A 24946-nucleotide genomic window follows, 5' to 3' on the forward strand; every position below is an offset into this window, starting at 1 on the left:
CTTATTCGTAGCCGAGGCTCTTCAGGAGGCGCTCGTCGTCGTTCCAGCCCGACTTCACCTTGACCCAGATTTCGAGGTAAACCTTGCCGTCGAACAGGCGCTCCATGTCCTGACGGGCTTCGCTGGCAATACGCTTCAGGGAGTCGCCCCCCTTGCCGATGACGATGGCCTTGTGGCTCTCGCGGTCGACCACGATGGCCGCATTAATCCGGCGCAGGGCGCCTTCGACCTCGAAGCGTTCGATTTCGACCGCCGTGGCGTACGGCAATTCGTCGCCGAGCAGGCGGAACACCTTTTCGCGGATGTATTCGGACGCCAGGAAACGTTCGCTCTTGTCGGTCAGTTCGTCTTCCGGGAACATCAGGCCTTCGTTCGGCAGGTGCTTGCGCGCCGCCTTCAACAAATCGTCGGTCTGACGCCCCTTGGCGGCACTCACCGGAACGACGGCCGTATAGTCGTGATCGGCGGCCACTTCGGCCAGGAAGGGCAGCAGCGCTTCCCGGCTTTTCAACTGATCCGTCTTGTTGACCACCAGAATGACCGGAATATCCTTCGGCAGCAGGCGAACCACCGCCTTGTCCTTGGCGTCATAACGCCCGGCTTCGATGACGAAGAGCACGACGTCGACATCGTGCAGGGTCTGCGTCACGCCACGGTTCATCGCCCGGTTCAGCGCATTCGAGAATTTGGTCTGGAAGCCCGGCGTATCGACAAAGACGAACTGCGCGTCGTCATTGGTCAGGATGCCCGTGATACGGTGACGCGTCGTCTGCGCCTTGCGCGAAACGATACTGATCTTTTCACCGATCAGACGATTGAGCAGCGTGGACTTCCCGACATTGGGACGGCCAACGATGGCGATATAACCGGAGCGGATGGCTTTCATGCGTTCAAGGCTTTCAGGGCATGTTCCGCAGCGGCCTGCTCGGCAATGCGCCGGCTCGACCCATGACCGGTCGTCCGCAGCGGGGGATTCTGGAGTTCGCAGCACACTTCGAAACGACGCTCGTGCGCCGCACCGGTACTGTCGAGAAGTTCGTAACGCGGCAGCGGCTTGCGCTTGGCCTGCAGCCATTCCTGCAGACGGGTCTTGGCATCCTTTTGCGCCTGACCGGGCTTCAGTTCCGCCACGAGCGGTGCGTACAGGCGGGCGATCACCTGACGGGCGGCATCAAAACCGCCATCGAGATAGACCGCACCAAAGATGGCTTCGAGCGCGTCGGCCAGGATGGATGGACGCTGATGCCCGCCACTGCGCAACTCCCCTTCCCCGAGGCGGAGCAAATCGCCCAGCTTCAACGACAAGGCCAGTTGATGCAGGGCATCCTGCCGCACCAGATTCGCCCGTAAACGGGACAAATCGCCCTCGGGCAAATCGGGAAAGCGCTTGAAAAGCGCCGATGCGACCACGCAATTCAGAACGCTGTCGCCCAAAAATTCCAAACGCTCATTATGTGCGGCACTGAAGCTGCGATGCGTCAGGGCCGTTTGCAAGAGGCTGAGATCAGCAAAAGCGTAATCCAGCGCCCGGGCCAGAGATTCAAGACTCATCCCGACATCAATTCAGGGTTGAACCCTTGTAGTGGATCAGGAGGCTGACATTGCCGAACAGATGGATCCGCTTTTCGTAATCGTAGGAAATCACGATCTGGCCATTTTCCTTGGAGATTTCGATTTCGCTGGACTTCAAGGGCAGATTGTCGATTTCGGTGAACTTGTCATAGGCCGCACGCACATCCGCGACGGTCGCATCGCGTGACACCTGCCCGACCACAGCCTTGGCATCTTTACCCAATTTATAGTGATCAATCGCGCTGGGCACAATACGCAAGAAAACGGTCGCTCCCAGACCAATCACCACACACCACAGCAAAAAACCAGAAAGCGAAACACCACGTTGCCTGTTCATGTTTTCCCCTTACTTGAACGAACCGATGCGTCCGAGATCACTGAAATTCAACCAGATGAAGAAGGCCTTCCCGACGATGTTTTCCTCGGGCACAAAGCCCCAGGCACGACTGTCCCGGCTGTTGTCCCGGTTGTCGCCCATCATGAAGTAATGACCGGCCGGCACCTTGCAGGTCACCCCTGCCGCATTGTAGGTACAGTTTTCCCGGAAGGGAAAGCGGGTCGCATCCGGAATGAAGGCCGGCGCATCAGCATCGTTCAGGTAACGGAATTCGACGTCACCCAGGCGTGCCTTGTATTGCTCGGAATAATACAAACGCTCCGGGTGCAGGTAATCGTTCAGCTTTTCGGTCGCCACCGGCTGGCCGTTCACCGTCAATTGCTTGTGCTGGTAGGAAACGGTATCCCCCGGCACGCCGACCACCCGCTTGATGTAATCCAGAGACGGATCTTCCGGATAACGAAACACCATCACATCGCCCCGCTGCGGGTCGTTCAGGCTGATGATCTTCTTGTTGATCACCGGCAGGCGGATGCCGTAAGTGAATTTATTGACCAGGATGAAATCCCCCACCAACAGGGTCGGGATCATCGAGCCGGACGGAATCTTGAACGGTTCGAACAGGAAGGAACGCAGGACGAACACGACCAGAATAACCGGAAAGAAACTGGCACCCCACTCCACCCAAAGCGGCTCCTTGCTCCCCGGCGTCCGCATTTTGCGGCATTTCAGGACGTCGACCGCATAGAGCAGGCCGGTCACAAGCAGCAGCACAAACAGGATCAGTGCAAAATTCATCGGCTGGATTCTCAGTTATCGACGCGCAACACGGCAAGGAAGGCTTCCTGCGGGATTTCCACGCTGCCGACCTGCTTCATGCGTTTCTTACCGGCTTTCTGCTTCTCGAGCAGTTTTTTCTTCCGGGTGATATCGCCGCCGTAACACTTGGCCAAGACATCCTTGCGCATGGCCTTGACGTTCTCGCGGGCGATGATGTGCGAACCGATGGCCGCCTGGATGGCGACGTCGTACATCTGGCGCGGAATCAGCTCACGCATCTTGTTGGCCAGTTCGCGGCCACGATACTGGGAGTTGGCACGGTGCACGATCAGGGACAAGGCATCCACCTTTTCACCGTTGATCAGGATGTCCAGCTTGACCACGTCGGCCGGGCGGTATTCCTTGAAATCGTAATCGAGCGAGGCATAGCCCTTGGAGCAGGATTTCAGCTTGTCGAAGAAATCCATGACCACTTCGGCCATCGGCATTTCGTAGACCAGCTTCACCTGACGCCCGTGGTAGTGCATATCGACCTGGTTACCGCGCTTCTGGTTGCACAGGGTGATCACGTTACCCAGGTAATCCTGCGGCACGAAGATGGTGGCCTCGATGATCGGCTCGCGGATTTCCTCGATTTTGGAAATTTCCGGCAGCTTGGCCGGGTTTTCCACCTGGATGATCGACCCGTCGCGTTGAACCACTTCATACACCACGGTCGGCGCGGTGGTGATCAGGTCCTGATCGAATTCGCGCTCCAGACGCTCCTGCACGATCTCCATGTGCAGCAGACCGAGGAAGCCGCAGCGGAAGCCGAAGCCCAGCGCCTGCGAGACTTCCGGCTCATATTGCAGCGAGGCATCGTTCAGCTTCAGTTTTTCCAGCGACTCACGCAACTGGTCGTACTGATTGGCCTCCACCGGATACAGACCGGCAAACACCTGCGGCTTGATTTCCTTGAAGCCCGGCAGGGGTTCGGTCGCCTTGCGATCAGCATGGGTGATCGTATCGCCGACCTTGGCCGCCTTGAGTTCCTTGATCCCGGCAATGACAAAGCCGACCTCACCCGCGCGCAGCACATCACGCGGCAGGGACTTCGGCGTAAATACCCCGACCTGCTCGCAAAGCTGGTTGGCACCGGTTGCCATGAAATGCAGCTTGTCCTTCGGACGCATTTCGCCATCCACCACACGCACCAGCATGACCACACCGACGTAGTTGTCAAACCACGAATCGATGATCAAGGCCTTCAGCGGCGCGCCCGGATCGCCCTTGGGCGGCGGCACGTTGGCAACCACGGCCTCCAGAATGTCCTGCACACCGAGACCAGTCTTGGCTGAGGCTTGGACGGCATCGGTTGCATCGATCCCGATCACATCCTCGATTTCCTGCTTGGCGTTATCCGGATCGGCCGAGGGCAGATCGATCTTGTTGAGCACCGGCAGCACTTCGACATCGAGCTCGATGGCGGTGTAGCAGTTGGCCACGGTCTGCGCTTCAACCCCCTGGGAAGCATCCACCACCAGCAAGGCACCCTCACACGCCGACAGGGAGCGCGACACTTCATACGAGAAGTCCACGTGTCCCGGCGTATCGATCAGGTTCAGGTTATAAACCTTGCCATCCTTCGCCTTGTACTGCAGCGCAGCCGTCTGGGCCTTGATGGTGATACCGCGCTCTTTCTCGATATCCATCGAGTCGAGTACCTGAGCTTCCATTTCACGGTCGGACAAGCCGCCGCACAGATGGATGATGCGATCGGCGAGCGTGGACTTGCCGTGATCGATGTGAGCGATGATGGAGAAATTACGAATGTGATCCATGCTGCGAGTAAAAAAGGGCGCTTTTACGGCGCCCTTCCCTGTTCAGAAGACCCTGAATTTTAGCGGATTTCAGCCAAATATTCACGGACTTTGGCTTCCTCCAGGAAGTAGTGACAAAGTTCAAGCTCGCCGTGCAACAAAACCGGCACCAATTCGTCGTACTTCGCTTCCAGAACCGGATCGGCATCGACATCCAGCACCGTCACCGTCGCGCCATACTCGGCCGCAACCGGCGCCAGGGCCGCTTCCATGTCATGACAAAGGTGGCAATAGCCGCGACTCATCAGGGTTAACTCAATTGCCACCGTTCAAACCTTTAATGGTAATGAAAGTCTGCATCTCCCCGCGACGGATCAGGAGCGTCACATTGCTGCCTTTGTCGAACTGGGCAAGCAGCCTGTTCAGTTGATCGGCCGTTTTCACCTCGGTCGTTGCGCCTTTACTGATCACCGCGATGATGACATCCCCCGCCTTCAGGTCGGCACGTGCGCCAGCACCACGCACATCTTCAATCAACAGACCACCACTCAACTTGAGATCCCGGCGCTGCTCCGGCGTGAGTTCGCTAACCACCAAACCGAGGCGATTGGCCGCCTGCTCCGGGGCGCGCTGCTTGCCCTGGCGAGCAGCGACCTGACGCTCTTCCTGCATTTCCCCGACCACGACAGCAATGTCGCGATAAGCCCCTTTACGCCAGACCTGAACGAGCGCCTTCGCACCCGGACGGGTTGCAGCAACCAAACGCGGCAAATCTGCCGACGCATTGATCGCCTTGCCGTCAAACTTCAGAATCACGTCCCCCGGCTCCAGCCCCGCCTTATCCGCCGGCCCGCCACGCTCCACGGAATTCACAACCGCTCCCATGGGCCGCGCCAATCCCAGAGAGTCCGCAAGCTCCTTGCTGACTTCCTGAATCACCACTCCCAACCGCCCACGGCTCACCTTGCCGGACGCACGAAGCTGATGCTGGATGTCCATGGCGACATCAATTGGAATGGCAAAGGAAACCCCCATGTAGCCTCCGCTGCGGCTATAAATCTGGGAATTGATGCCAACCACCTCGCCCCGCATGTTGAAGAGCGGCCCGCCGGAGTTGCCCGGATTGATCGCCACATCGGTCTGAATGAAGGGCACGTAATTTTCCTGCGGCAAGGAACGCCCCTTGGCCGAAACGATCCCCGCCGTCACCGAATTATCAAAACCGAACGGCGAACCGATTGCCACCACCCACTCCCCCACGCGCAACTGAGCAGGGTCGGCCAACTTGGCTACCGGCAAGCCCGACGCCTCGATCTTGACCAAGGCCACGTCCGTACGCTTGTCAGCCCCCACGATCTTGGCCTTGAATTCGCGTTTATCGGTCAAACGGACCGTCACCTCATCGGCACCATCGACCACATGCGCGTTGGTCAGGATGTAACCATCCCCGCTGATGATGAAACCCGAACCCAATGATTTGTTCTCGAACTCACGCGGCGCCCCGCCCCCCGGAACGCGAGGCATGAAACGCTTGAAAAACTCAAACGCAGGGTCGCTTTCATCAAAAGGGAAAGGGGATCCAGCGGCCTGCGCACGGCTCACCTGCGTGGTGCTGATATTGACCACAGTGGGACCCTGCTTCTCCGCCAGATCGGCAAAGTCCGGCAAGGCACGCGTTTGTGCAATCGCCAGAGAACAGACGAGCCACATCGACACAACCGCCAGAAGACGCTTCATGAACGGACTACCTCCGAAACGAATCAGGAACGAGAAACGATATAGGGATGACCCGCGGCATTTCCAAGCCGGGAACGGGAGCGAACATACCCAAAGGCAAGCGATAGACCACCCAGCGCCCCGAGAATTCCACCCAGATCATCGGCAAGCTGCGTTCCGAGCACGGCACCCAGCACACAGGCCAACAACGGAACGCCATAGGCGAGGTTTGCAGAAGCGCGCACGCTCCCGGATTCGATATCGATCAACACCCGCTCGCCAACCGCTGCACCGATCCGGTTTTCTGCCCGATAGACCTTGGGCGAGGTGCATAACATCTGAGTCAGGTTCTGCCCGCCACAGCCGCCTTTTTCATGACAACGGCCGCACCCGCCCTGCTCAACCTCCACAAGTGCGATCCCGCCCTCCAGGGCACGCACTGTCGCACGCACCGTACTATGACCGGCTTCCATCATCACACCTTCACTTACCAGCGGCGATCCGGCGCCGTATCTAGCAAGGGGCGCAATTTGGTCGCCACCGCCTCGCGGGCCCGAAAAATACGGGAACGGACCGTCCCGATCGGACAATCCATGGCAGCGGCAATCTCTTCGTAGGACAGCCCCTCGATTTCGCGCAGGACGATGGCTGTACGCAATTCATCCGGCAGTGACTCCATCGCGGAGTTCACGGTTTCGCCAATCTGTTTCGACATCAGGACACTCTCAGGCGTATTGATGTCCCGCAACTGCCCGGCATCCTCGAAACCCTCGGCTTCCTCGGCATCGAATTCGGTGGTTGTGGGCGCACGACGCCCCTGCGATACCAGATAATTTTTGGCCGTATTGATGCCAATGCGATACAGCCACGTATAAAACGCACTGTCGCCGCGAAAGGACGGCAAGGCGCGGTAGGCCTTGATAAACGCCTCCTGCGACACATCCTCGATTTCTGCTGCGTCGCGGATATAGCGCGACAGCAAGCGGCCCAGCTTGCGCTGGTACTTGCCCACCAACTGATCGAAGGCACGCTGGTCACCGCCTTGCGCACGTTCGACCAAGGCCTGATCGATCTCGCGCTCACTCATGAGTCTCGTTCCCTGGGGAGTTGTTGTAGGTATGGTTCTTGTCCGCAGTATAGCGCAGAGGTTTTTCACCCGCCGATAACGATTTCTGCTTATTTGTGACCATCTGTAACGGGATGAATCGTTTCCCGCGTGCTATATTTCGCGCCAAACAAGCCTCCCCGAGAACAGCAGTGCAGAAATTTGATGTCCTGATCATCGGTAGCGGCCTCGCCGGCCAATCTGCCGCCCTTCGCCTTGCCGAGCAGCGCAAGGTGGTTCTGGTCAGCAAGCGCAGCCTGGAGGACTCTGCCTCCGGCTGGGCCCAAGGCGGCATTGCGGCAGTCCTCGACAGCCAGGATTCGATCGAGGCCCATATTCGCGACACACTGATTGCCGGCGCCTGGCTGAACGACGAAAAAGCGACCCGTTTCGTCGTGGAAAACGGACGCCGGGCCATCGAATGGCTGATCGAGCAAGGCGTTCCCTTCACCAAGGATGCCTCGGGCTACCACCTGACCCGCGAAGGCGGCCACAGCGCCCGCCGCGTCATCCACGTGGCCGACGCAACCGGCTTTGCAGTCCAGGACACCTTGACGCGCAAGGTGCGCAACCATCCGAACATCACGATCCTCGAGGACCACATCGCCATCGACCTGATCACCGGCGACAAGCTCGGTACCGGCGAGCAGCGCTGCTACGGTGCCTACGTGCTGAACAACCGGACCGGCGAAGTGATCACGCTGGGCGCCCCCAATACGCTGCTGGCCACTGGCGGCGCCGGCAAGGTTTACCTCTACACGACCAATCCGGACACCTCAACCGGCGACGGGATCGCCATGGCTTACCGGGCAGGCTGCCGCGTCGCCAACATGGAATTCATCCAGTTCCATCCGACCTGCCTGTATCACCCGCAAGCCAAGTCTTTCCTGATTTCGGAAGCCGTACGCGGCGAGGGCGGCTTGCTTCGCCTGCCGGACGGTACCCGCTTCATGCTCGAGCATGACGAACGTGCCGAACTTGCGCCGCGCGACGTGGTCGCCCGCGCCATCGACTTTGAGATGAAGAAGCGCGGCCTGGACTGTGTCTTCCTCGATATTTCGCACAAAGGCGAGGAATTCATCCGCGCCCACTTCCCCAACATCCACGCCCGCTGCCTGGAATTGGGGATCGACATCACGCAAGACCCGATCCCGGTCGTCCCGGCTGCACACTACACCTGCGGCGGCATTGTCAGTGACTTGTCCGGCCGCACCGATGTCGCCGGTCTCTATGTCGCCGGAGAAGCGTCATGCACCGGGCTGCACGGTGCAAATCGCCTGGCCTCGAACTCCCTGCTCGAATGCCTGGTTTTTGCCGAAGCCGCCGTGAGCGACATGCTCAAGCAGACCCCGAGCGCTCCCCCTGCCCTGCCAAGTTGGGACGAGAGCCGGGTCACGGACGCCGACGAGGAAGTCGTGATTTCGCACAACTGGGAAGAGTTGCGCCGCTTCATGTGGGATTACGTCGGCATCGTCCGCACCACCAAGCGACTGAAACGCGCCCATCACCGCATCCGCTTGCTGATGCGGGAAATCGACGAGTTTTACGCCAACTTCCGGGTCAGCCATGACCTGATCGAACTGCGCAACCTGGTCGTCACGGCTGATCTGATCGTCCGCTGCGCCATGCAGCGCAAGGAAAGCCGTGGACTGCACTTCTCCCGGGATTACCCGGACATGGCCAAATCGGCGCGCGACACCGTCCTGAAGCGCCGCAGACCGCGCTAAGCGGTCACCTGCAATTGATCGAGCCGCCACGCGAGAAACACCCGCAAGCGGCGAAAATCTTCGCGATTCAGACGGTCGACCGTCAGGCACAGGCTAAAACCCCGGCCATCCGCCAACGTGCCGCTGATCACCGTCAGCCACGGATGCACACGCGTCACTGGCGACAAGGTCAGCGGCAGCCAGACGCCCGCCTCCGCCCCACCAGGGCGCACCAGCAAGCGACCATCCGCCTCCAGGCGCAACGCTGCGACGGCTACCGTCGCACGCAACAACCGCTGATCCACCGCCAGCAGCAAGCCCAGGATCGACACCGAGAAGGCCAACTGCCACCATGGCGCACCCTGCCCGCCCCAAATCACCCACAAGGGCAGCATCAGGCAGGCGAGCAGGCACAGGAGCGGACGCCCAAAACGAGAACGGTGCAGTCCGATGGTGATCGGAAACTGCACCGTTCAGTCCTCGCTCGAGGAAAAGCGGATCAGATACGCTTGAAGACCAGCGAACCGTTGGTCCCGCCGAAGCCGAAGTTATTCTTCAGCGCCACATCGATCTTCATCGGACGCGCCTTGTTGGCGCAGTAATCCAGATCGCACTCCGGATCCTGATTGAAGATGTTGATGGTCGGCGGCGAGATCTGGTGATAGATCGCCAGCACGGTGAACAGGGACTCAACACCACCGGCGCCGCCCAGCAGGTGGCCGGTCATCGACTTGGTCGAGTTGACCACGACCTTGTAGGCGGCATCGCCGAAGGCAGCCTTGATGGCGTCCGACTCGTTCTTGTCACCCAGCGGGGTGGAGGTGCCGTGTGCATTGACGTACTGCACATCGGACGGGCCGAGGCCGGCGTTCTTCAGGGCATTGACCATGGAGCGGCGCGGGCCGTCCATATTCGGTGCGGTGATGTGATGCGCATCCGCACTCATGCCGTAGCCGCAGACTTCAGCGTAGATCTTGGCGCCACGTGCCTTGGCATGCTCATACTCCTCGAGCACCAGGACACCAGCCCCCTCACCCAGCACGAAACCATCACGGTCCTTGTCCCAGGGACGGCTGGCCGTGGTCGGATCGTCATTGCGGGTGGACAGCGCACGGGCGGCACTGAACCCCCCCATACCCAGCGGCGAAACGGTGGATTCGGCACCACCGGCGACCATCACGTCGGCATCGCCGTACTCGATGAGGCGCGCGGCTTCGCCGATGGAATGCGTCCCGGTCGTGCACGCCGTCACGACGGCAATGTTCGGGCCCTTGAAGCCGAATTCGATCGACAGATTGCCGGAGATCATGTTGATGATCGAACCCGGCACGAAGAAGGGGGAAACCTTGCGCACGCCAGCGGCATCGTACTCGCCCTTGGTGTTCTCGATCAGCGGCAGACCGCCGATGCCGGAACCGATGGACACGCCAACGCGCTCGGGGTCGGCTGCGCCTTCCTTGTCGAGCCCTGCATCGCGTACAGCTTGAATGCCGGCGGCCAGACCGTAATGGATGAAAGTATCCATGCGGCGCGCATCCTTGGCGGCGATGTACTGGGTGATATCGAAATTCTTGACCTCACCGGCAAACTGAACCGGGAAGGTGGAGGTGTCGAAACGGGTGACCGGGGCGATACCCGAAACGCCGGCGATGATGTTCTGCCAGCCTTCTTCGACGCTGTTACCAACCGGGGAGATAAGGCCCAGGCCGGTGATGACGACTCTGCGACGTGCCAAGATGCACTCCGAAAGCAAATGTGGCAAGGCCGGCGCCATGGCCGGCCTTGCCTGGTTCAAACCGGAATTGGCTTACTTCTTGTTAGCCAGGATGTAATCGACAGCCTGCTGAACCGTGGTGATCTTTTCAGCCTGGTCGTCCGGAATTTCGCACTCGAATTCCTCTTCCAGAGCCATGACCAGCTCAACGGTGTCCAGGGAGTCAGCGCCCAGATCGTCCACAAAGGAGGACTCGTTCTTGATGTCCGCTTCGTTCACGCCCAGTTGTTCGGCGACGATCTTCTTGACGCGCTCTACGATGTTATCCATTCGAAAAACTCCTTCCCCTCGGGGGTACGAAAAAAAACGTTGAGATTTTACCAAAAGCCGAGGCTTCGTGTAATCAATCCATGAACATACCGCCGTTGACATGCACGGTGGTACCCGTGACATAGGCAGCGACGGGAGAAACCAGGAAACCGACAGCGCCCGCGATGTCCTCCGGCGTACCGGCACGACCAAGCGGAATGGACGCGAGCATGGCGGCCTTCTGCTCATCCGTCAAGGCGTGCGTCATGTCGGTATCGATAAAACCGGGTGCCACGCAATTGACCGTGATGTTACGGCTACCCAACTCACGGGCCAGCGAGCGGCTCATGCCGGCCACACCCGCCTTGGCAGCGCAGTAATTGGCCTGCCCCGGATTACCGGAGTAGCCAACCACCGAAGTGATGTTCACGATGCGGCCAAAACGGGCCTTCATCATGCCGCGCATGACCGCACGGGAGAGACGGAACACCGCCTTCAGGTTGGTGTCGATCACGGCATCCCATTCGTCGTCACCAAGGCGCATCGCCAGGTTATCGCGGGTGATCCCGGCGTTATTGACGAGAATGGTGATCGCGCCGAACTCCTTGGCCAGCTCAGCCATCACAGCGTCCGTCTGGGCGATATCTGTCACGTTCAGTGCCACACCCTTTCCCTTGACGCCGGCTTCGGCGAGGTAGGCGGAAATTTTGCCGGCACCCTCTTCAGTGGTCGCCGTGCCGATTACGGTGGCGCCCTGCTTGCCCAATTCAAGCGCGATGGCACGACCAATGCCGCGCGTGGCGCCCGTCACCAGGGCAATTTTGTCATTCAGCATACTTACTCCAGACCCAGATTGGCTTCAATGGCGGCCGCATCGGCCAGCGCGACACCGGCAACACCGTCGGCACAACGCTTGGTCAGCCCAGCCAGCACCTTGCCCGGACCACACTCGGCGACGGTCGACACGCCCATGGCAGCCATTTTCTGGATGGTTTCCACCCAGCGCACCGGGTTATAAGCCTGGCGAATCAGCGCATCCTTGATACGGGCCGGATCGCTTTCGATCTCGACATCGACGTTATTGATGACCGGAATGCGGGGCGCCTTCAGGTCCAACTCCGCCAGACGGACCGCCAGCGTATCGGCAGCCGGACGAATCAGGGAAGAATGGAACGGCGCGGAAACCGGCAGGGCCTTGGCCATTTTGGCACCGCGCGCCTTGCAGGCGTCCATGGCGCGCTCGACTGCGGCCTTGTGGCCGGCAATCACGGTCTGACCGTTGGCATTGAAGTTCACCGGCTCGACAATCTCGCCTTGCGCCGCTTCGTCACACGCAGCGGCAATCCCGGCGTTATCAAGACCCAGCACCGCAGCCATGGCACCGGTACCAAGCGGCACCGCGGCCTGCATGGCGGCCGCGCGCAGACGCACCAGCGGCACCGCATCCTTGAACTCGATCACGCCCGCCGCCACCAGAGCCGAATATTCGCCCAGGCTATGACCGGCGACAACGGTCGGCATCTTGCCGCCCTTCTCGCACCAGAGACGCCAGGCAGCAATGGCCGCCGTCAGCATGACCGGCTGGGTGTTCACGGTTTGAGCCAGCAGTTCTGCCGGACCTTCGGCAACCATGGTCCACAAATCATCGCCCAACGCCGCAGAGGCTTCATCAAAGGTAGCGCGCACCACGGCTGCATCGCCGTAGGCCGCCATCATGCCAACGCTCTGCGAGCCCTGGCCGGGAAATACGAAGGCAAAAGACATGCTTTAAGTCTCCTGTTTCAGAATTCGAAAAGGGCCGCGCCCCAGGCAAAGCCGCCACCCACGCCTTCAACGAGGACTTTGTGGCCACGCAGGATGCGCCCATCGCGCACCGCCTCATCAAGCGCCAGCGGAATCGAAGCCGCCGAGGTATTGCCGTGATGATCGACACTGACGATCACCTTGTCGCGATCAACGCCCAGGCGCTTGCCCGTGGCTTCGATGATGCGGATATTGGCCTGATGCGGAATCAGCCAATCGACCTCCGCCGCGCTGATGCCTGCCGTCGCGCAGACTTCTTCGGCCACGTCGGCGAGCACGCGCACAGCAAATTTGAAGACCGCCTGCCCGTCCATACGCAGAAAAGGATCGCCCGTCACTTGCCCGTTACAGATCTGCCCCGGGACATTCAGGATGCCGAACTGACTGCCATCGGCATGCAGCGCCGTCGCCAAGATGCCCGGCTGTTCGGCCGCTTCCAGCACCACAGCGCCGGCCCCGTCGCCAAACAACACACAGGTGCCGCGATCATCCCAGTCCAGGATGCGCGAAAACACTTCAGCGCCGATCACCAATGCGCGGCGATGGCTGCCCGAACGGATGAATTTGTCTGCAACACCGAGCGCATAGGCAAAGCCGCTGCACACCGCCTGCACATCAAAGGCTGCGGCGCCCTTGTTGCCCAGCTTGCCCTGAATGATGCAGGCCGTACTCGGGAAGATGAAATCCGGGGTCGAGGTCGCCACGATGATGAGATCGATCTCGGCAGCAGAAATCCCCGCCATTTCCAGGGCACGCTCGGCCGCGATCAGGCCCAGCGCACTGGAGGTCGTGCCCGGCTCAGCCAGGTGACGCGCCCGGATCCCGGTCCGGGTCACGATCCACTCATCGCTCGTATCGATGCCACGGGCGGCCAGGTCGTTGTTACTGACGGGATTGCCCGGAAGATAGCTGCCGGTACCGATCACACGTGCGTACATGCTCAGACACTCTCCACAACCGCCGCATCGGCGGGATTCATTTGCGCCAGACGGCTGGTGATGCGCTCCAGAACACGGTTCTCGGCAGCATCGTAAGCACGGGAAATGGCGTTACAGAAAGACAACTCATCCGCCGAGCCGTGACTCTTGACCGAAATCCCCTTCAAACCCAGCAGCACCGCGCCGTTGTAACGACGATGATCAAAACGCCGCTTGAAGTTGTTCAGCACGGAAATGGCGATCAGGGCGGCCAGCTTGGTAAACCAGTTGCGCTTGAACTCGCTCTTCAGCGAGGAAGCCAGCATCTGAGCCAGCCCTTCCGAGGTTTTCAAGGCCACGTTACCGACAAAGCCATCGCACACGATGACATCGGCTTCGCCCTTGTAGATCCCATCCCCTTCAACGTTACCGATGAAGTTCAAGCCGGAGGCACGCAACAACTCGGCCGCCGCCTTGACCACTTCATTTCCTTTGATGTCCTCTTCGCCGATATTCAGGATACCGACCGTGGGGCGCTCCTTGTGCTCCATGGCAGAAACCAGGCCCGCCCCCATGATGCCGAACTGCAGCAGATGGGCCGGACCGCAGTCCACATTGGCACCCAGGTCCAGCATGTGCGTGTGGCCATTGACCGTGGGCAAAGGCGCACAGATCGCCGGGCGCTCGATACCAGGCAACATCTTGAGCACAAAACGGGAAATCGCCATCAGCGCACCGGTATTCCCGGCCGACACGCAGGCATCCGCCTCGCCTTGCTTGACGAGATTGATGGCCACGCGCATCGAGGAATCCTTCTTGTTGCGCAGGGCGAGAGAAGGCGACTCGTCCATGCCCACCACTTCGGTAGCATGCACCAGTCGCACACGAGAATCTTGGGCATGGCCAGCGAGCAACGGGCGCAAGACCTCCTCCTGACCAACCAGGATGAGATTCGCCGCCGGCTGCTCAGCCAGAAAACGGATCGCCGCGGGCACCGTCACTGACGGGCCGTGGTCCCCCCCCATGCAATCAATAGCAATGCGGGTTGTCATGGCAAAAGAAAAGGCAGGCGCTCCACGGGGAGCCGCCTGCCCTTCAGAGAACGATTACTCGCCCTTGCCCTTCAGGACCTTCTTGCCACGGTAGAAACCGTTCGGGGAGATGTGGTGACGCAGATGGGCTTCACCGGTGGTCGGCTCAACGGCCAGCGGCGGGTTGGTCAGGAAGTCGTGAGCACGGTGCATGCCACGCTTGGACGGGGACTTCTTGTTCTGTTGAACGGCCATGTTAATACTCCAAAAAAATCAGTTCGGCTTACCCTTGAGCGCAGCCAGCGTCGCAAACGGATTCACCCGCTCGCCCGCATCGGCCGCCCCCGGCAAACCACATTTTTCGTGCCGCGGCGCCACCGGCAGGGCCAGGAGGATCTCATCCTCCACCAACTCGGCCACATCCAGTTCTTTCACCACCGGCAGAAAATCCCGGGTGTCGTCTTCCAGCTCGTCCTGTGACAGGTCGGCACCTTCGGGAACAAGTTCCAGCAGGTTGTCGACGTCAAGATCGTGACTCACAGCCGCCAAACAGCGCTGACAGATCAACGGGAGCGACCCCGTTACCGTCAGATGCAGCATGGCTTCACCTCGTTTACCTTTGTAGCCCTCAAGGCGGAAGACAACCTCTCCCCCAACCTCCACCAGCAAATCATGCAGGCGTTCAAGACTCGAGACCGGCAGCGTTCCTTCCAGAACACGGCCTTCCCGGGCAAACACGAATGCGTCTGTAAGCTTTTTCAATCTCAAGCTGTTGCGACTTAAACCCTAGATGATATTATTTTTAGCTTTCCAAGTCAAAGCAAAGTACTGCCCTTCGCCACCCAAGGCCCTGTACGGCAGTCATTCTTACCACACCCATGCCGCAACCGCTGATTCTCGCGTCCACCTCCCCCTATCGCCGCGCCCTACTGGAACGCTTGGGCCTCCCCTTCGCAGTAGCCAACCCGGAAACCGACGAAACCCCGCTGCCCGGCGAAGCACCCGAAGCCCTCTCACTGCGCCTCTCCGAAGCCAAGGCACGCGCCGTCGCTGCACAATTTCCGGACGCCCTGATCATCGGCAGCGACCAGGTGGCGACGGTCGACGGCAAAATTTATGGCAAACCCGGCACGCACGAACGCGCCGTCGCCCAACTCAAAACGCTGTCCGGAAAAACCGTCAATTTCTTCACCGGACTCTGCCTCTACAACGCGCGCACCAATCAGGCCGACACCCTGGGCATCCCGACCCTGGTGACCTTTCGCCAGTTGAGTGACAGCGAAATCGAAAACTACCTGCAGCGCGAACCCGCCTACAACTGTGCCGGCTCCGCCAAATCAGAAGGCCTGGGCATTGCGCTGCTTGAAAGCATGCGCGGCGACGACCCGAACGCCCTGGTCGGCCTCCCCCTGATCGCACTCTGCACACTGCTGCGCCGCCAAGGCATCTCGGTCCTGTCATGAGCGGCACGCTGTATCTGATTCCGGTCCCGCTCGGCCCTGTCGCGCCCGGCCAACACCTGCACCCCGACACCCTGGCACTGATTCGTCCGCTCACCCACTTCGTCGTGGAACAGGCGAAAACGGCACGCGCCTTCCTGAAAGCGGTCGGCACCGACACGCCGCTGCAAGCCCTGCACCTGGAAGAACTGAACGAGCACTCGCGCGGCAAGCGCATCGACCACCTGCTGGATCCGCTCCGCGCCGGCCACGATGTCGGCCTGCTCTCCGAAGCCGGCTGCCCGGCCGTCGCAGATCCGGGCGCCGATCTCGTCGCCCTGGCGCAACAGGAAAATATCCGCGTCGCCCCGCTCGTCGGCCCCTCCTCCCTGCTTCTGGCGCTCATGGGCTCCGGCCTGAATGGTCAGCGTTTCGCCTTCCAGGGCTACCTGCCCGCCAAAGAGCCCGAACGCAGCAAAAGCCTCCGCGACCTGGAGAGCGAATCTCGCAAAAAGCACCAAACCCAGCTTTTCATCGAGACCCCCTATCGCAATCACGCCCTGTTCGAGGCCCTGCTTCAGACCTGCCAACCCAGCACCCGGCTCTGCGTTGCCACCGACCTGACCCTGCCCGGCGAGCAGATTCACACCCGCAACATCGCGCAGTGGAAAAAAACCCCGCCCCCCGATCTTGATCGGCGCCCCACGGTTTTTCTCCTGCTCGCCAGCTAACAAAAAGGCCGCCCGAGGGCGGCCTTTTGCATTCAGGAAAGCGTGCGCAACGACTCAGCGCACCCCCCCGAACGCAGCATTCTCCGACAACACTTTCCAGAAGCCCTGAACCGCCCCCGCCCCCAGACGCTTGGCAAAGCGCTCGGCAATGTTGTCCTTCACGGAATAATCCAGCACCTTTTCGGCCTGAATCACGTCCCGCGCCACTGAGTCGATGCTGCCAAAATCATCCGCCAAGCCCATTTCGACACTTTGCGCCCCCGTCCACATCAGGCCGGAAAACATTTCGGGCGTTTCCTTCAGGCGCTTGCCGCGCCCTGTACGCACCACGTCGATGAACTGCTTGTGAATATCCGCCAGCAAAGCCTGAGCATGCGCCTTCTGACCAGCCACCTGCGGCGAGAACGGGTCCATGAAGCCCTTGTTCTCCCCCGCTGTCAGCAGACGACGCTCCACACCCACCTTATCCATGACGCCCGTAAAGCCGAAACCATCCATCAACACCCCGATGGAACCGACAATACTGGCCTTATTGACGTAGATTTTGTCTGCCGCCGCCGCGACAAAATAGCCGCCTGAGGCGCAGATATCCTCAATCACGACGTACAGGGGTTTTTCGGGATATTTGGCGCGCAAACGGCGAATTTCGTCATTCACCAAACCGGACTGAACCGGGCTCCCGCCCGGACTATTGATCCGCAACACCACACCGACCGCGTTCTTCTCATCAAACGCCGCGTTCAGGGCCGCGATCAAATGCTCTGCATTCGCTTCCCCCTTCGCCTCAATCACCCCGTTGAGGGTCACCAGGGCCGTGTGACGCTCCTTGTGTTCAGGGCTCACCCCCCAATCCACCACGGCAAAGAGCACGACCATCAGGTAAGCAAAACCCAAGGCCTTGAAGAAGACGCTCCAGCGGTGTTGTTTTTTCTGTGCCTCGAGGGCGGCAAAAGCCAGTTTTTCGAGCGCACGACGCTCCCAGCCCTGCTCATTCGGTTCGGGGTAATTCATGGTTCTCTGCGGTATCGAGATATAGTTGTCCATCGACCTCGAAGACCGGCAGAGGTTTCAAACCCTTTCCCTGACAGCGCCCTCCAAGGCATCTGCCCGTATCCGGTGCGTACAACGCGCCATGAATCGAGCAAATCAAGTATAGCTTGGAATCATCGAAGAACTCGCCAGGCAACCAGTCCAACTGGGCGGGCACATGGGCACATTCGTTGTAATACGCATACACTTTGCCGCGAAAACGCACCGCGAAGGCCGGCACGTCCTGCCCATACCGCAGCACCGTGAAGCGAACACCCCGGCCCGCCTCAACCAGATCGTCGCTGGCACAGATCAGCCGTGGGCCCGCAACCATTGATCGAGCTCCTGCACAGAGTGCACACAGGCCCGCGGCGCGCAGTCGAGCAGATGATCATGCGGATGCGCCCCATAGGTCACCGCCAGACCATCAACACCCGCATTTTTTGCCATCAGCATATCGTGCGAGGTGTCGCCGATCATGACGGTCGACGTCGCCGCCATGCCAAATTCGGCCATCAGTTCATCCAGCATCTGCGGATGTGGTTTCGAATGGCACTCATCCGCACAACGCGACGCCATGAAAAACGGGCGCAAACCGGCATGATCCAGTGCCCGCTCCAGGCCCATCCGGCTTTTGCCGGTAGCAATCGCCAGAACATGCCCCGCCGCCTGCAGCCGCGCCAGCATGGCGGGTACCCCTTCAAACAAGGTCAAGGCATGATCGCCGGACAGATAGTGATGACGATAGCGGTCCACCATGGCCTGGTAACGATCCGGCGCAAGATCCGGCACGGCATAGCGCATCGCATCCATCAAGCCCAGACCGATCACGTGGCGCGCCCGCGCATCGGAGGGAATCTCCAGACCGAGATCCGCACACGAAGCCTGAATCGCCTTCACGATGGCGCCCGCCGAATCCAGCAGCGTCCCATCCCAATCAAACACAACCAATTCGTAGTTCATCGCGTTTCCAGAATATCGGCCAATGCCGCCGCCGTGAATTCCCGCCCCTGCGCGGCGTCGACCGCAGCCAAATAGCTGCGCAGGCTCTCCGGCATGGGCGCCACACAGATCATCGGCGTTGCTGTCAGCGGGTGACGGAAGGCCATCCGCCACGCGTGCAGCGCCATCCGCTTCAGCCCAGCCGGTTTGAGACGCTTGTTCAAAGCGAAATCACCGTATTTTTCATCACCGAGGATCGGAAACCCCAGGTGTGCAAGATGGACGCGAATCTGGTGCGTCCGCCCCGTTTTCAACTGCGCTTCCAGCAGACTCATCTCAGGCCAGCGCGCCAACAGACGGAAGACGGTATGCGACGGCTTGCCCCGCTCCGCATCCACCGACACCCGGCGCTCGCCGTTGTCCAGCAGGTATTTAAAAAGCGGCGCCTTGACGTGCTGTGTCTCATTCATCCAGCGCCCTTTGACCAGCACCAGATAACGCTTGTCCGCCCCGGCCCCATGCTCGCGAAACATGTCGTGCAACGCGGTCAGTGCCGAACGCTTCTTGCTGACCAGCAGGATGCCCGAGGTTTCCCGATCCAGGCGATGCGCGAGCTCCAGGAACTTCGCCTGGGGACGCTGCCGGCGCAAGGCTTCGATGACGCCAAAACTGACGCCGCTCCCCCCGTGGACAGCAATTCCCTCGGGCTTGTCGATGACCAGCAATGCATCATCCTCGTAGACGATCGGCAAATCGACCCGCTGCTTCGCCACCTCATCCACCGCCTCTTCGACGCGGGTCGCAACCCGGATCGGCGGCAAACGCAGGATGTCGCCCGCAAGAATGCGATAGGTCGCATCGACCCGTTTTTTATTCACCCGCACTTCGCCACTCCGCAAAATGCGATAGATGTGGCTTTTCGGCACGCCCTTGCAATGCCGGATCAGGAAATTGTCGAGGCGCTGTCCGGCCTCGTCTTCCTCGATCGTGCGATAGGTGACTGAATTGTTCCCTGCACCGTTCATTTTCTAATATACTGCTTGCGTTTTACGTCTCGGTTTGCAAGAGGTCCCGAACCGTCAGACCGTCCGCCCGCGCCGAAGCGCGACCGCCAGGCGGCAGGCTCCGGAAACTCACCTGCGCCAATTGCTCAGGCCAGACCAACGTAAGGCGACCTGGTTAAGTTCACTCACCAAAAGTAGTGATGTTAATGGATAAGCTCGCCGCAAGCACGCACGGATTGCCCGTCGCAGGATTTTTCAGGCCGCGCATTTCAAGAAAAAACACGCAGCCATACAACTGATCAGCACATTCTCATCGCCTTGCCCTCACGAAACTAATGAACGCAACCCGATAAAGAACACGTCGCTGCCTGCACCGGCGTTTCGTTGCAGCGTGCCCACTGGTGCGCTGGAGCCCCAAAAATGAAACGCATGCTCTTCAATGCGACACAGGCGGAAGAACTCCGTGTCGCCATTGTCGATGGTCAGAAACTCATTGACCTCGACATTGAATCCGCCGCCAAGGAACAACGTAAAAGCAACATTTACAAGGGTGTCATCACCCGCATCGAACCGTCGCTCGAAGCCTGCTTCGTCGACTACGGCGCGGAACGACACGGTTTCCTGCCGTTCAAGGAAATCTCCCGTAGCTACTTCCAGCCGGGCGTTGAGCCGGGCAAGGCCAAGATCAACGAGGCCCTCAAGGAAGGCCAGGAACTGATCGTTCAGGTCGACAAGGACGAGCGTGGCAACAAGGGTGCCGCCCTGACCACCTACGTCTCGCTGGCCGGGCGCTACCTGGTGCTCATGCCGAACAATCCGCGTGGCGGCGGTGTCTCGCGCCGCGTCGACGGCGACGAGCGTGCCGAACTGCGCGAAACCATGGACCAGCTGCAAGTCCCGAACGGGATGAGCCTGATCGCCCGCACAGCCGCCATCGGCCGCCAGGCAGAAGAACTGCAGTGGGACCTGAACTACCTGCTGCAACTGTGGAGCGCCATCGAAGGCGCCGCCCAGCAGCAATCCGGCGCCTTCCTGATCTATCTGGAAGGCTCCCTGGTCATTCGCGCCATCCGCGACTACTTCCAGCCGGACATCGGCGAGATCCTGATCGATACCGACGAGGTGTTCGAGCAGGCGCGCGCCTTCATGGGCACCGTCATGCCGGGCAACGTCAGCCGCGTCAAACGCTACCGCGACGATGTGCCGCTGTTCTCCCGCTTCCAGATCGAACACCAGATCGAAACCGCCTTCGCACGCCAGGTCAACCTGCCGTCCGGCGGCGCCATCGTGATCGACCACACCGAAGCCCTGGTTGCCGTTGACGTGAACTCCGGTCGCGCCACCAAGGGGGCCGACATCGAGGAAACCGCACTGCGCACCAACCTCGAAGCCGCCGACGAACTCGCACGCCAGCTGCGCCTGCGCGACCTAGGCGGTCTGATCGTCATCGACTTCATCGACATGGAAAGCGCCAAGAACCAGCGCGAAGTCGAAACCCGCCTGCGTGAAGCCCTGCGCTTCGACCGCGCCCGCGTCCAGATGGGCAAGATCAGCCGCTTCGGCCTGATGGAACTCTCCCGCCAGCGCCTGCGCCCGGCCCTCGCTGAAACCAGCTACATCCCCTGCCCGCGCTGTACCGGCACCGGCCACATCCGTTCCACCGAATCTGCTGCGCTGCACATCCTGCGCATCCTCGAAGAGGAAGCAATGAAGGAAAACACGGGTGCCGTGCATGTCCAGGTCCCGGTCGATGTCGCCACCTTCCTCCTCAACGAGAAGCGTCAGGACATCCAGGCCATCGAACTGCGCCACAAGGTCACCATCCTGCTGATCCCGAACGTGCACCTCGAGACGCCGGCTCACACCATCGTCCGCCTGCGTCACGACGACCTGAACAACGACGACCTGCGCGAACCGTCCTACAAGATGGTCGACCAGCCCGTCGAAGACAACACCAAGTTCGGCACCGGCAAGGACGAAGCAGCCAAGCCGCGCCAGGAAGCCGTGATCAAGGGCATCTCGCCGGAACAACCGGCCCCGGTCGTCGCCGAGAAGGCCGAAGCCGCGCCGGCACCGGCTGCTCCCGCCCCGGCATCCGGTGGCTTCATGGCCAAGATCATGTCGTGGTTCCGCAGCGAGCCGAAGGCCGCCGAGCCCGCTCCGGCACCGGAGCCGGCTCCGAAAAAGTCGCGCGACAACCGCGGCGACGGTCGACGTGATCGTAACGGCCGAAATGGTCGTAACGGCCGCCGCGATGAAGAACGTGGCGAACGTCAGGAACGCGGCAACCGTAACGAGCGGAATGAACGCAACGAGCGCAATGCCGACAAGCCGGCACGCGACGATGCCGCACCGCAACAGGAAGGCCGTGGCGAACGCAAGGAACGCGGCAACCGTCGTGAGCGTGGCGAGCGCCGTGAGCGCCAGCAGCCGGAAGCCGTTGAAAACCGTCTGCAAACCGAAGCCCCGGAAGCCCAGGCATTGATGGCTGCCGCCATCGACACGCCGGCCAATCCGGAAGCACCGGCTGGCGAAGAGCAAGGCAATGGCCGCCGTCGCGGTCGTCGTGGTGGCCGTAATCGTGGTGAACGCCGCAACGAGGGCGAGACCAACCAGGCTCAGGCTGCCGATGCCGTTGCTGCACCGGTTGTGACCGAGCAGTTGGTCAGCCAGGAACCGGTCATCGTGACCATTCCGGCCAGCGAACCGGTCGCCCAGCCGGCAACCGTCGCCCAGGAAACTGCCGCACCGGTCGAAACGGTCACCGCAATCGTCGCGGACGCTGCGGCACCGGCAATTCAGGTTGAAGCCGCACCGGTGACCACCGAAGCTGCTGCCATTGCCCCGGCCGCCGTCGTCGATACCCCGGTGGCCACACCGGTCGTCATCGCCGAAGCGCCGGCACCTGTCCTCGCCGCAATCACCGAAACCGTTGTGGAAGCCGCCCCGGTTGCGGCAGAACCGACGGTCGCCGAAGTGCCGGCTGACACGCCTGTTACCGCTGTCGAAACCGCAGCACCGGTGGCCAACATCGAAGTCGCGCTGGCTGAATCCGGTCTGGTCATGGTGCAAACCACGGCCCCGGTGACGATTGCCCAAGCCGAACCGCCGGCCAAGCTGGGCCGTCCGCGCAAGGCAAAGGCTGCCGCAGAGGCTGCAGATGAGCCGATGGTGATGGTCGAAACGCAGAAATAAGCGACCAGCGCATCCAGCAAAAAGGGGCCATATGGCCCCTTTTTGTTTTATTGCCGCACGCAACAGCCCGCCGTCCCGAGCACCGCAGTCAGACAGCCCCGCTTACTCGCCTGCCAAGACCGAACAGTTACGCCCCTTTCGTTTGGCCTGATACAAAGCATGATCGGCCTGGGCCACAAGCACCGAGGCAGCCATCCCACTCTCCGGCGGCACAACGCTCACCACGCCGAACGAGATACTCACCCGACCAACGGGTGTCCCGGGATTGGCAATGTCCGCCGCCCAGACTTCCTCACGGATACGCTCCGCCAATTCAAAAGCGGCCGCTGCATCCATCGGCGTCAATAAGGCAAACTCCTCCCCGCCCAAGCGCGCAACCAATTCGCCCGCCCGCCGACCATTTGCATGCAGCACGGCGGCAATCCGTTGCAAACAGACATCCCCCGCCGGATGACCCAAGGCATCGTTGTAACGCTTGAAGTGATCCACGTCGGCCATGAGCAAGGCCAACGGCTGACGCGTGCGTGCCGCGCGGGCAATTTCTTCGACCAGGGTCCGATCGAAGTGACGACGATTGGCCAGGCCGGTCAAGGCATCCGTGGATGAAAGCAGTGCCAGTTCGGTATTGGCCTGTTCCAGCGCCAAGGTACGCTCCTGCAATAAACCCAGGCTGGCATGCAAGCGGCGATTGAGGGCAACGATATAAGCCACCAGCAGGCCGCCCATGCCCAGCAGGAACCCGCCCCACAGCAAGGTCAGTACAACCCAGTGCGGGAGCGAGGATTCCGCTTCGAAAATAAACCCATCCAGACGGTGACGCGCCGGCAAGAGGCCTGTCTGCACAAAGACTTCCGCAATCGATTCCCAGCGCGCCCGGCTCATGTAGCCGATATCCACCACATCCGACTGAATCAGGTTGTACAGACTCTGCGCCTCGAAGCTCAGCGCCTGACGATCGAGCTTCGGGTGATAGCGGGCCTGGATGAGATCAATGACCTCGGCCTGATGCTGCAAGGCATAGCGCCAGCCTGCCGCCATGGCATCGCGAAAGGCCATCACGGCCTGCGGACTCTGCGACGCGAATTCGCGCGAGGTGAATAGGGTATCCCCGTAAAAATCGATGCCCAGATCCCTGGGATTGAAAATCTGGTAGGCCAAACCGATCTGCCCCGCTTCGAATGGCTCGGTGGAAATATAGGCTGTCGATGCGTCGACCGTCGGACCTTCGCCGCCAGGCAGCATCGCTCGTACCGAACCGCGATGCGGGACAATCTGCACCCGCTCGAGATTGACACCCGCCTTTTTCAAATAGGCCAGCAGTTCGTCCGAGTGGGTTTCTCCCATCAAGACCCGCCCTTCAAGATCACGCGGCGAACGGAGGGCAGCGTCGGCACGCGCCAGAATCACGAAGGGAGAATGCTGAAAAATTGCTGCAACGGCCACCAGGGATCGCCCGGCATTAAACTCGATGAGCAGTGAGGAATTACCGATGCCGAATTCCGCCTCCCCCCGGTCGACCACCTCCGCCGGGTTGATTGAGGGGCCTCCTTCAATCAGTTCGACATCCAGACCCAATTGCCGGAAATAGCCTTGCTCCAGCGCAGCGTAAAGGCCGGCAAACTGAAATTGATGAAACCATTTCAGCTGGATGCGCACCTTTTTCAGCGCATCGTTGGGCAGCGGGTCATGGGGCCAAGCCAGCACCAGCGTCGGCATACACAGTCCGAGCAGCAGCAGGAAACGTCCGATCAGGATGGGCAAAGCAGCCATCAGGCAAGGCACACCACAAAAATTGTGGAATCAGTATAGCTCGTTAT

Annotated in this window: 27 protein-coding genes; 4 read left to right on the top strand and 23 right to left on the bottom strand. The window is 60.5% G+C overall.

The window, feature by feature from the left end:
• Position 1: 1 nt before the first annotated feature.
• The 9 genes from era to rpoE are packed head-to-tail and all read right to left on the bottom strand — an operon-like array spanning position 2 to position 7291.
• The gene (gene era / locus AACO21_RS04875; RefSeq protein ID WP_346191370.1) at positions 2-886 is read right to left on the bottom strand and encodes a GTPase Era; all 885 of its coding nucleotides are present in this window, start codon (positions 884-886) and stop codon (positions 2-4) included.
• Complete coding sequence (gene rnc / locus AACO21_RS04880) at positions 883-1551, bottom strand: ribonuclease III (protein WP_346191371.1); 669 nt, start codon at positions 1549-1551, stop codon at positions 883-885. Before rnc ends, era begins: the two co-directional genes overlap by 4 nt.
• Positions 1552-1558: 7 nt before the next feature.
• Positions 1559-1909, bottom strand: a complete 351-nt coding sequence (locus tag AACO21_RS04885) for a DUF4845 domain-containing protein (RefSeq protein WP_346191372.1) — start codon at positions 1907-1909, stop codon at positions 1559-1561.
• 9 nt (positions 1910-1918) lie between these two features.
• Positions 1919-2707, bottom strand: coding sequence for a signal peptidase I (gene lepB / locus AACO21_RS04890; protein ID WP_346191373.1), 789 nt, complete (start codon positions 2705-2707; stop codon positions 1919-1921).
• Positions 2708-2718: 11 nt separating this feature from the next.
• Positions 2719-4509, bottom strand: a complete 1791-nt coding sequence (gene lepA / locus AACO21_RS04895) for a translation elongation factor 4 (protein WP_346191374.1) — start codon at positions 4507-4509, stop codon at positions 2719-2721.
• Positions 4510-4568: 59 nt separating this feature from the next.
• The gene (locus AACO21_RS04900; protein ID WP_346191375.1) at positions 4569-4793 is read right to left on the bottom strand and encodes a glutaredoxin family protein; all 225 of its coding nucleotides are present in this window, start codon (positions 4791-4793) and stop codon (positions 4569-4571) included.
• A 10-nt stretch (positions 4794-4803) separates the two neighbouring features.
• Complete coding sequence (locus AACO21_RS04905) at positions 4804-6225, bottom strand: DegQ family serine endoprotease (RefSeq protein WP_346191376.1); 1422 nt, start codon at positions 6223-6225, stop codon at positions 4804-4806.
• A gap of 23 nt (positions 6226-6248) precedes the next feature.
• A complete protein-coding gene (locus AACO21_RS04910; RefSeq protein WP_346191377.1) occupies positions 6249-6680 on the bottom strand; it encodes a SoxR reducing system RseC family protein in 432 nt (143 codons plus the stop codon).
• A gap of 11 nt (positions 6681-6691) precedes the next feature.
• Complete coding sequence (rpoE, locus tag AACO21_RS04915; protein ID WP_346191378.1) at positions 6692-7291, bottom strand: RNA polymerase sigma factor RpoE; 600 nt, start codon at positions 7289-7291, stop codon at positions 6692-6694.
• 113 nt (positions 7292-7404) lie between these two features.
• Between rpoE and nadB the strand changes: the two genes are divergently transcribed.
• A complete protein-coding gene (gene nadB, locus AACO21_RS04920) occupies positions 7405-9036 on the top strand; it encodes an L-aspartate oxidase (RefSeq protein ID WP_346191379.1) in 1632 nt (543 codons plus the stop codon).
• Here nadB and AACO21_RS04925 read toward each other — a convergent pair.
• The 9 genes from AACO21_RS04925 to AACO21_RS04965 form a co-directional block, all read right to left on the bottom strand.
• Entirely contained in the window at positions 9033-9485 is a 453-nt protein-coding gene (locus AACO21_RS04925; RefSeq protein WP_346191380.1) for a hypothetical protein, read from the bottom strand. The genes nadB and AACO21_RS04925 overlap by 4 nt on opposite strands.
• 29 nt (positions 9486-9514) lie before the next feature.
• Positions 9515-10750 carry a beta-ketoacyl-ACP synthase II gene (gene fabF / locus AACO21_RS04930; RefSeq protein WP_346191381.1) on the bottom strand — a complete coding sequence of 412 codons (1236 nt, stop codon included), beginning with the start codon at positions 10748-10750 and terminating at the stop codon, positions 9515-9517.
• Between the two features lie 72 nt (positions 10751-10822).
• Positions 10823-11059: an acyl carrier protein gene (gene acpP, locus AACO21_RS04935; RefSeq protein WP_027458475.1), complete on the bottom strand. Its 237-nt coding sequence runs from the start codon at positions 11057-11059 to the stop codon at positions 10823-10825.
• Between the two features lie 73 nt (positions 11060-11132).
• Positions 11133-11873: a 3-oxoacyl-ACP reductase FabG gene (fabG, locus tag AACO21_RS04940; RefSeq protein WP_346191382.1), complete on the bottom strand. Its 741-nt coding sequence runs from the start codon at positions 11871-11873 to the stop codon at positions 11133-11135.
• A 2-nt stretch (positions 11874-11875) separates the two neighbouring features.
• On the bottom strand, positions 11876-12802 hold the full coding sequence (fabD, locus tag AACO21_RS04945; protein WP_346191383.1) for an ACP S-malonyltransferase: 927 nt from the start codon (positions 12800-12802) through the stop codon (positions 11876-11878).
• A 17-nt stretch (positions 12803-12819) separates the two neighbouring features.
• On the bottom strand, positions 12820-13779 hold the full coding sequence (locus AACO21_RS04950; RefSeq protein WP_346191384.1) for a beta-ketoacyl-ACP synthase III: 960 nt from the start codon (positions 13777-13779) through the stop codon (positions 12820-12822).
• A 2-nt stretch (positions 13780-13781) separates the two neighbouring features.
• Entirely contained in the window at positions 13782-14810 is a 1029-nt protein-coding gene (gene plsX / locus AACO21_RS04955; RefSeq protein ID WP_346191385.1) for a phosphate acyltransferase PlsX, read from the bottom strand.
• 54 nt (positions 14811-14864) lie between these two features.
• Positions 14865-15044, bottom strand: a complete 180-nt coding sequence (rpmF, locus tag AACO21_RS04960) for a 50S ribosomal protein L32 (protein WP_346191386.1) — start codon at positions 15042-15044, stop codon at positions 14865-14867.
• Positions 15045-15062: 18 nt separating this feature from the next.
• Complete coding sequence (locus AACO21_RS04965; protein ID WP_346191387.1) at positions 15063-15551, bottom strand: YceD family protein; 489 nt, start codon at positions 15549-15551, stop codon at positions 15063-15065.
• Between the two features lie 116 nt (positions 15552-15667).
• Here AACO21_RS04965 and AACO21_RS04970 point away from each other — a divergent pair, with 116 nt between their 5' ends.
• Both AACO21_RS04970 and AACO21_RS04975 read left to right on the top strand, forming a co-directional pair.
• The gene (locus tag AACO21_RS04970) at positions 15668-16252 is read left to right on the top strand and encodes a Maf family nucleotide pyrophosphatase (protein ID WP_346191388.1); all 585 of its coding nucleotides are present in this window, start codon (positions 15668-15670) and stop codon (positions 16250-16252) included.
• Positions 16249-16959 (top strand): SAM-dependent methyltransferase, encoded by a 711-nt coding sequence (locus AACO21_RS04975; RefSeq protein ID WP_346191389.1) that lies wholly within the window; start codon positions 16249-16251, stop codon positions 16957-16959. Before AACO21_RS04970 ends, AACO21_RS04975 begins: the two co-directional genes overlap by 4 nt.
• A 54-nt stretch (positions 16960-17013) precedes the next feature.
• On the opposite strand, the gene AACO21_RS04980 is transcribed toward AACO21_RS04975, so the two are convergent.
• The 4 genes from AACO21_RS04980 to AACO21_RS04995 are packed head-to-tail and all read right to left on the bottom strand — an operon-like array spanning position 17014 to position 19955.
• Complete coding sequence (locus tag AACO21_RS04980) at positions 17014-17970, bottom strand: S49 family peptidase (protein ID WP_346191390.1); 957 nt, start codon at positions 17968-17970, stop codon at positions 17014-17016.
• Entirely contained in the window at positions 17948-18322 is a 375-nt protein-coding gene (locus tag AACO21_RS04985) for a Rieske 2Fe-2S domain-containing protein (protein ID WP_346191391.1), read from the bottom strand. Before AACO21_RS04985 ends, AACO21_RS04980 begins: the two co-directional genes overlap by 23 nt.
• Positions 18301-18951 (bottom strand): HAD-IIIA family hydrolase, encoded by a 651-nt coding sequence (locus AACO21_RS04990; protein ID WP_346191392.1) that lies wholly within the window; start codon positions 18949-18951, stop codon positions 18301-18303. Before AACO21_RS04990 ends, AACO21_RS04985 begins: the two co-directional genes overlap by 22 nt.
• Positions 18948-19955, bottom strand: coding sequence for an RluA family pseudouridine synthase (locus AACO21_RS04995; protein WP_346191393.1), 1008 nt, complete (start codon positions 19953-19955; stop codon positions 18948-18950). Before AACO21_RS04995 ends, AACO21_RS04990 begins: the two co-directional genes overlap by 4 nt.
• 399 nt (positions 19956-20354) lie before the next feature.
• Between AACO21_RS04995 and AACO21_RS05000 the strand changes: the two genes are divergently transcribed.
• Positions 20355-23129 carry an Rne/Rng family ribonuclease gene (locus tag AACO21_RS05000; protein WP_346191394.1) on the top strand — a complete coding sequence of 925 codons (2775 nt, stop codon included), beginning with the start codon at positions 20355-20357 and terminating at the stop codon, positions 23127-23129.
• A 102-nt stretch (positions 23130-23231) separates the two neighbouring features.
• Here AACO21_RS05000 and AACO21_RS05005 read toward each other — a convergent pair whose 3' ends face one another.
• A complete protein-coding gene (locus tag AACO21_RS05005) occupies positions 23232-24899 on the bottom strand; it encodes a diguanylate cyclase (protein ID WP_346191395.1) in 1668 nt (555 codons plus the stop codon).
• Positions 24900-24946: the final 47 nt, after the last annotated feature.

This window comes from Dechloromonas sp. ZS-1 (genome assembly GCF_039649255.1).
GTDB lineage: Bacteria > Pseudomonadota > Gammaproteobacteria > Burkholderiales > Rhodocyclaceae > Azonexus.

What these genes read in the sequence shown, in the direction of transcription:
- era (WP_346191370.1), bottom strand. Translation starts at nt 886, where the DNA reads ATGAAAGCCATCCGCTCCGGTTATATCGCCATCGTTGGCCGTCCCAAT.
- rnc (WP_346191371.1), bottom strand. Translation starts at nt 1,551, where the DNA reads ATGAGTCTTGAATCTCTGGCCCGGGCGCTGGATTACGCTTTTGCTGAT.
- AACO21_RS04885 (WP_346191372.1), bottom strand. Translation starts at nt 1,909, where the DNA reads ATGAACAGGCAACGTGGTGTTTCGCTTTCTGGTTTTTTGCTGTGGTGT.
- lepB (WP_346191373.1), bottom strand. Translation starts at nt 2,707, where the DNA reads ATGAATTTTGCACTGATCCTGTTTGTGCTGCTGCTTGTGACCGGCCTG.
- lepA (WP_346191374.1), bottom strand. Translation starts at nt 4,509, where the DNA reads ATGGATCACATTCGTAATTTCTCCATCATCGCTCACATCGATCACGGC.
- AACO21_RS04900 (WP_346191375.1), bottom strand. Translation starts at nt 4,793, where the DNA reads ATGAGTCGCGGCTATTGCCACCTTTGTCATGACATGGAAGCGGCCCTG.
- AACO21_RS04905 (WP_346191376.1), bottom strand. Translation starts at nt 6,225, where the DNA reads ATGAAGCGTCTTCTGGCGGTTGTGTCGATGTGGCTCGTCTGTTCTCTG.
- AACO21_RS04910 (WP_346191377.1), bottom strand. Translation starts at nt 6,680, where the DNA reads ATGATGGAAGCCGGTCATAGTACGGTGCGTGCGACAGTGCGTGCCCTG.
- rpoE (WP_346191378.1), bottom strand. Translation starts at nt 7,291, where the DNA reads ATGAGTGAGCGCGAGATCGATCAGGCCTTGGTCGAACGTGCGCAAGGC.
- nadB (WP_346191379.1), top strand. Translation starts at nt 7,405, where the DNA reads ATGAATCGTTTCCCGCGTGCTATATTTCGCGCCAAACAAGCCTCCCCG.
- acpP (WP_027458475.1), bottom strand. Translation starts at nt 11,059, where the DNA reads ATGGATAACATCGTAGAGCGCGTCAAGAAGATCGTCGCCGAACAACTG.
- fabG (WP_346191382.1), bottom strand. Translation starts at nt 11,873, where the DNA reads ATGCTGAATGACAAAATTGCCCTGGTGACGGGCGCCACGCGCGGCATT.
- fabD (WP_346191383.1), bottom strand. Translation starts at nt 12,802, where the DNA reads ATGTCTTTTGCCTTCGTATTTCCCGGCCAGGGCTCGCAGAGCGTTGGC.
- AACO21_RS04950 (WP_346191384.1), bottom strand. Translation starts at nt 13,779, where the DNA reads ATGTACGCACGTGTGATCGGTACCGGCAGCTATCTTCCGGGCAATCCC.
- plsX (WP_346191385.1), bottom strand. Translation starts at nt 14,810, where the DNA reads ATGACAACCCGCATTGCTATTGATTGCATGGGGGGGGACCACGGCCCG.
- rpmF (WP_346191386.1), bottom strand. Translation starts at nt 15,044, where the DNA reads ATGGCCGTTCAACAGAACAAGAAGTCCCCGTCCAAGCGTGGCATGCAC.
- AACO21_RS04970 (WP_346191388.1), top strand. Translation starts at nt 15,668, where the DNA reads ATGCCGCAACCGCTGATTCTCGCGTCCACCTCCCCCTATCGCCGCGCC.
- AACO21_RS04975 (WP_346191389.1), top strand. Translation starts at nt 16,249, where the DNA reads ATGAGCGGCACGCTGTATCTGATTCCGGTCCCGCTCGGCCCTGTCGCG.
- AACO21_RS04980 (WP_346191390.1), bottom strand. Translation starts at nt 17,970, where the DNA reads ATGAATTACCCCGAACCGAATGAGCAGGGCTGGGAGCGTCGTGCGCTC.
- AACO21_RS04985 (WP_346191391.1), bottom strand. Translation starts at nt 18,322, where the DNA reads ATGGTTGCGGGCCCACGGCTGATCTGTGCCAGCGACGATCTGGTTGAG.
- AACO21_RS04990 (WP_346191392.1), bottom strand. Translation starts at nt 18,951, where the DNA reads ATGAACTACGAATTGGTTGTGTTTGATTGGGATGGGACGCTGCTGGAT.
- AACO21_RS04995 (WP_346191393.1), bottom strand. Translation starts at nt 19,955, where the DNA reads ATGAACGGTGCAGGGAACAATTCAGTCACCTATCGCACGATCGAGGAA.
- AACO21_RS05000 (WP_346191394.1), top strand. Translation starts at nt 20,355, where the DNA reads ATGAAACGCATGCTCTTCAATGCGACACAGGCGGAAGAACTCCGTGTC.
- AACO21_RS05005 (WP_346191395.1), bottom strand. Translation starts at nt 24,899, where the DNA reads ATGGCTGCTTTGCCCATCCTGATCGGACGTTTCCTGCTGCTGCTCGGA.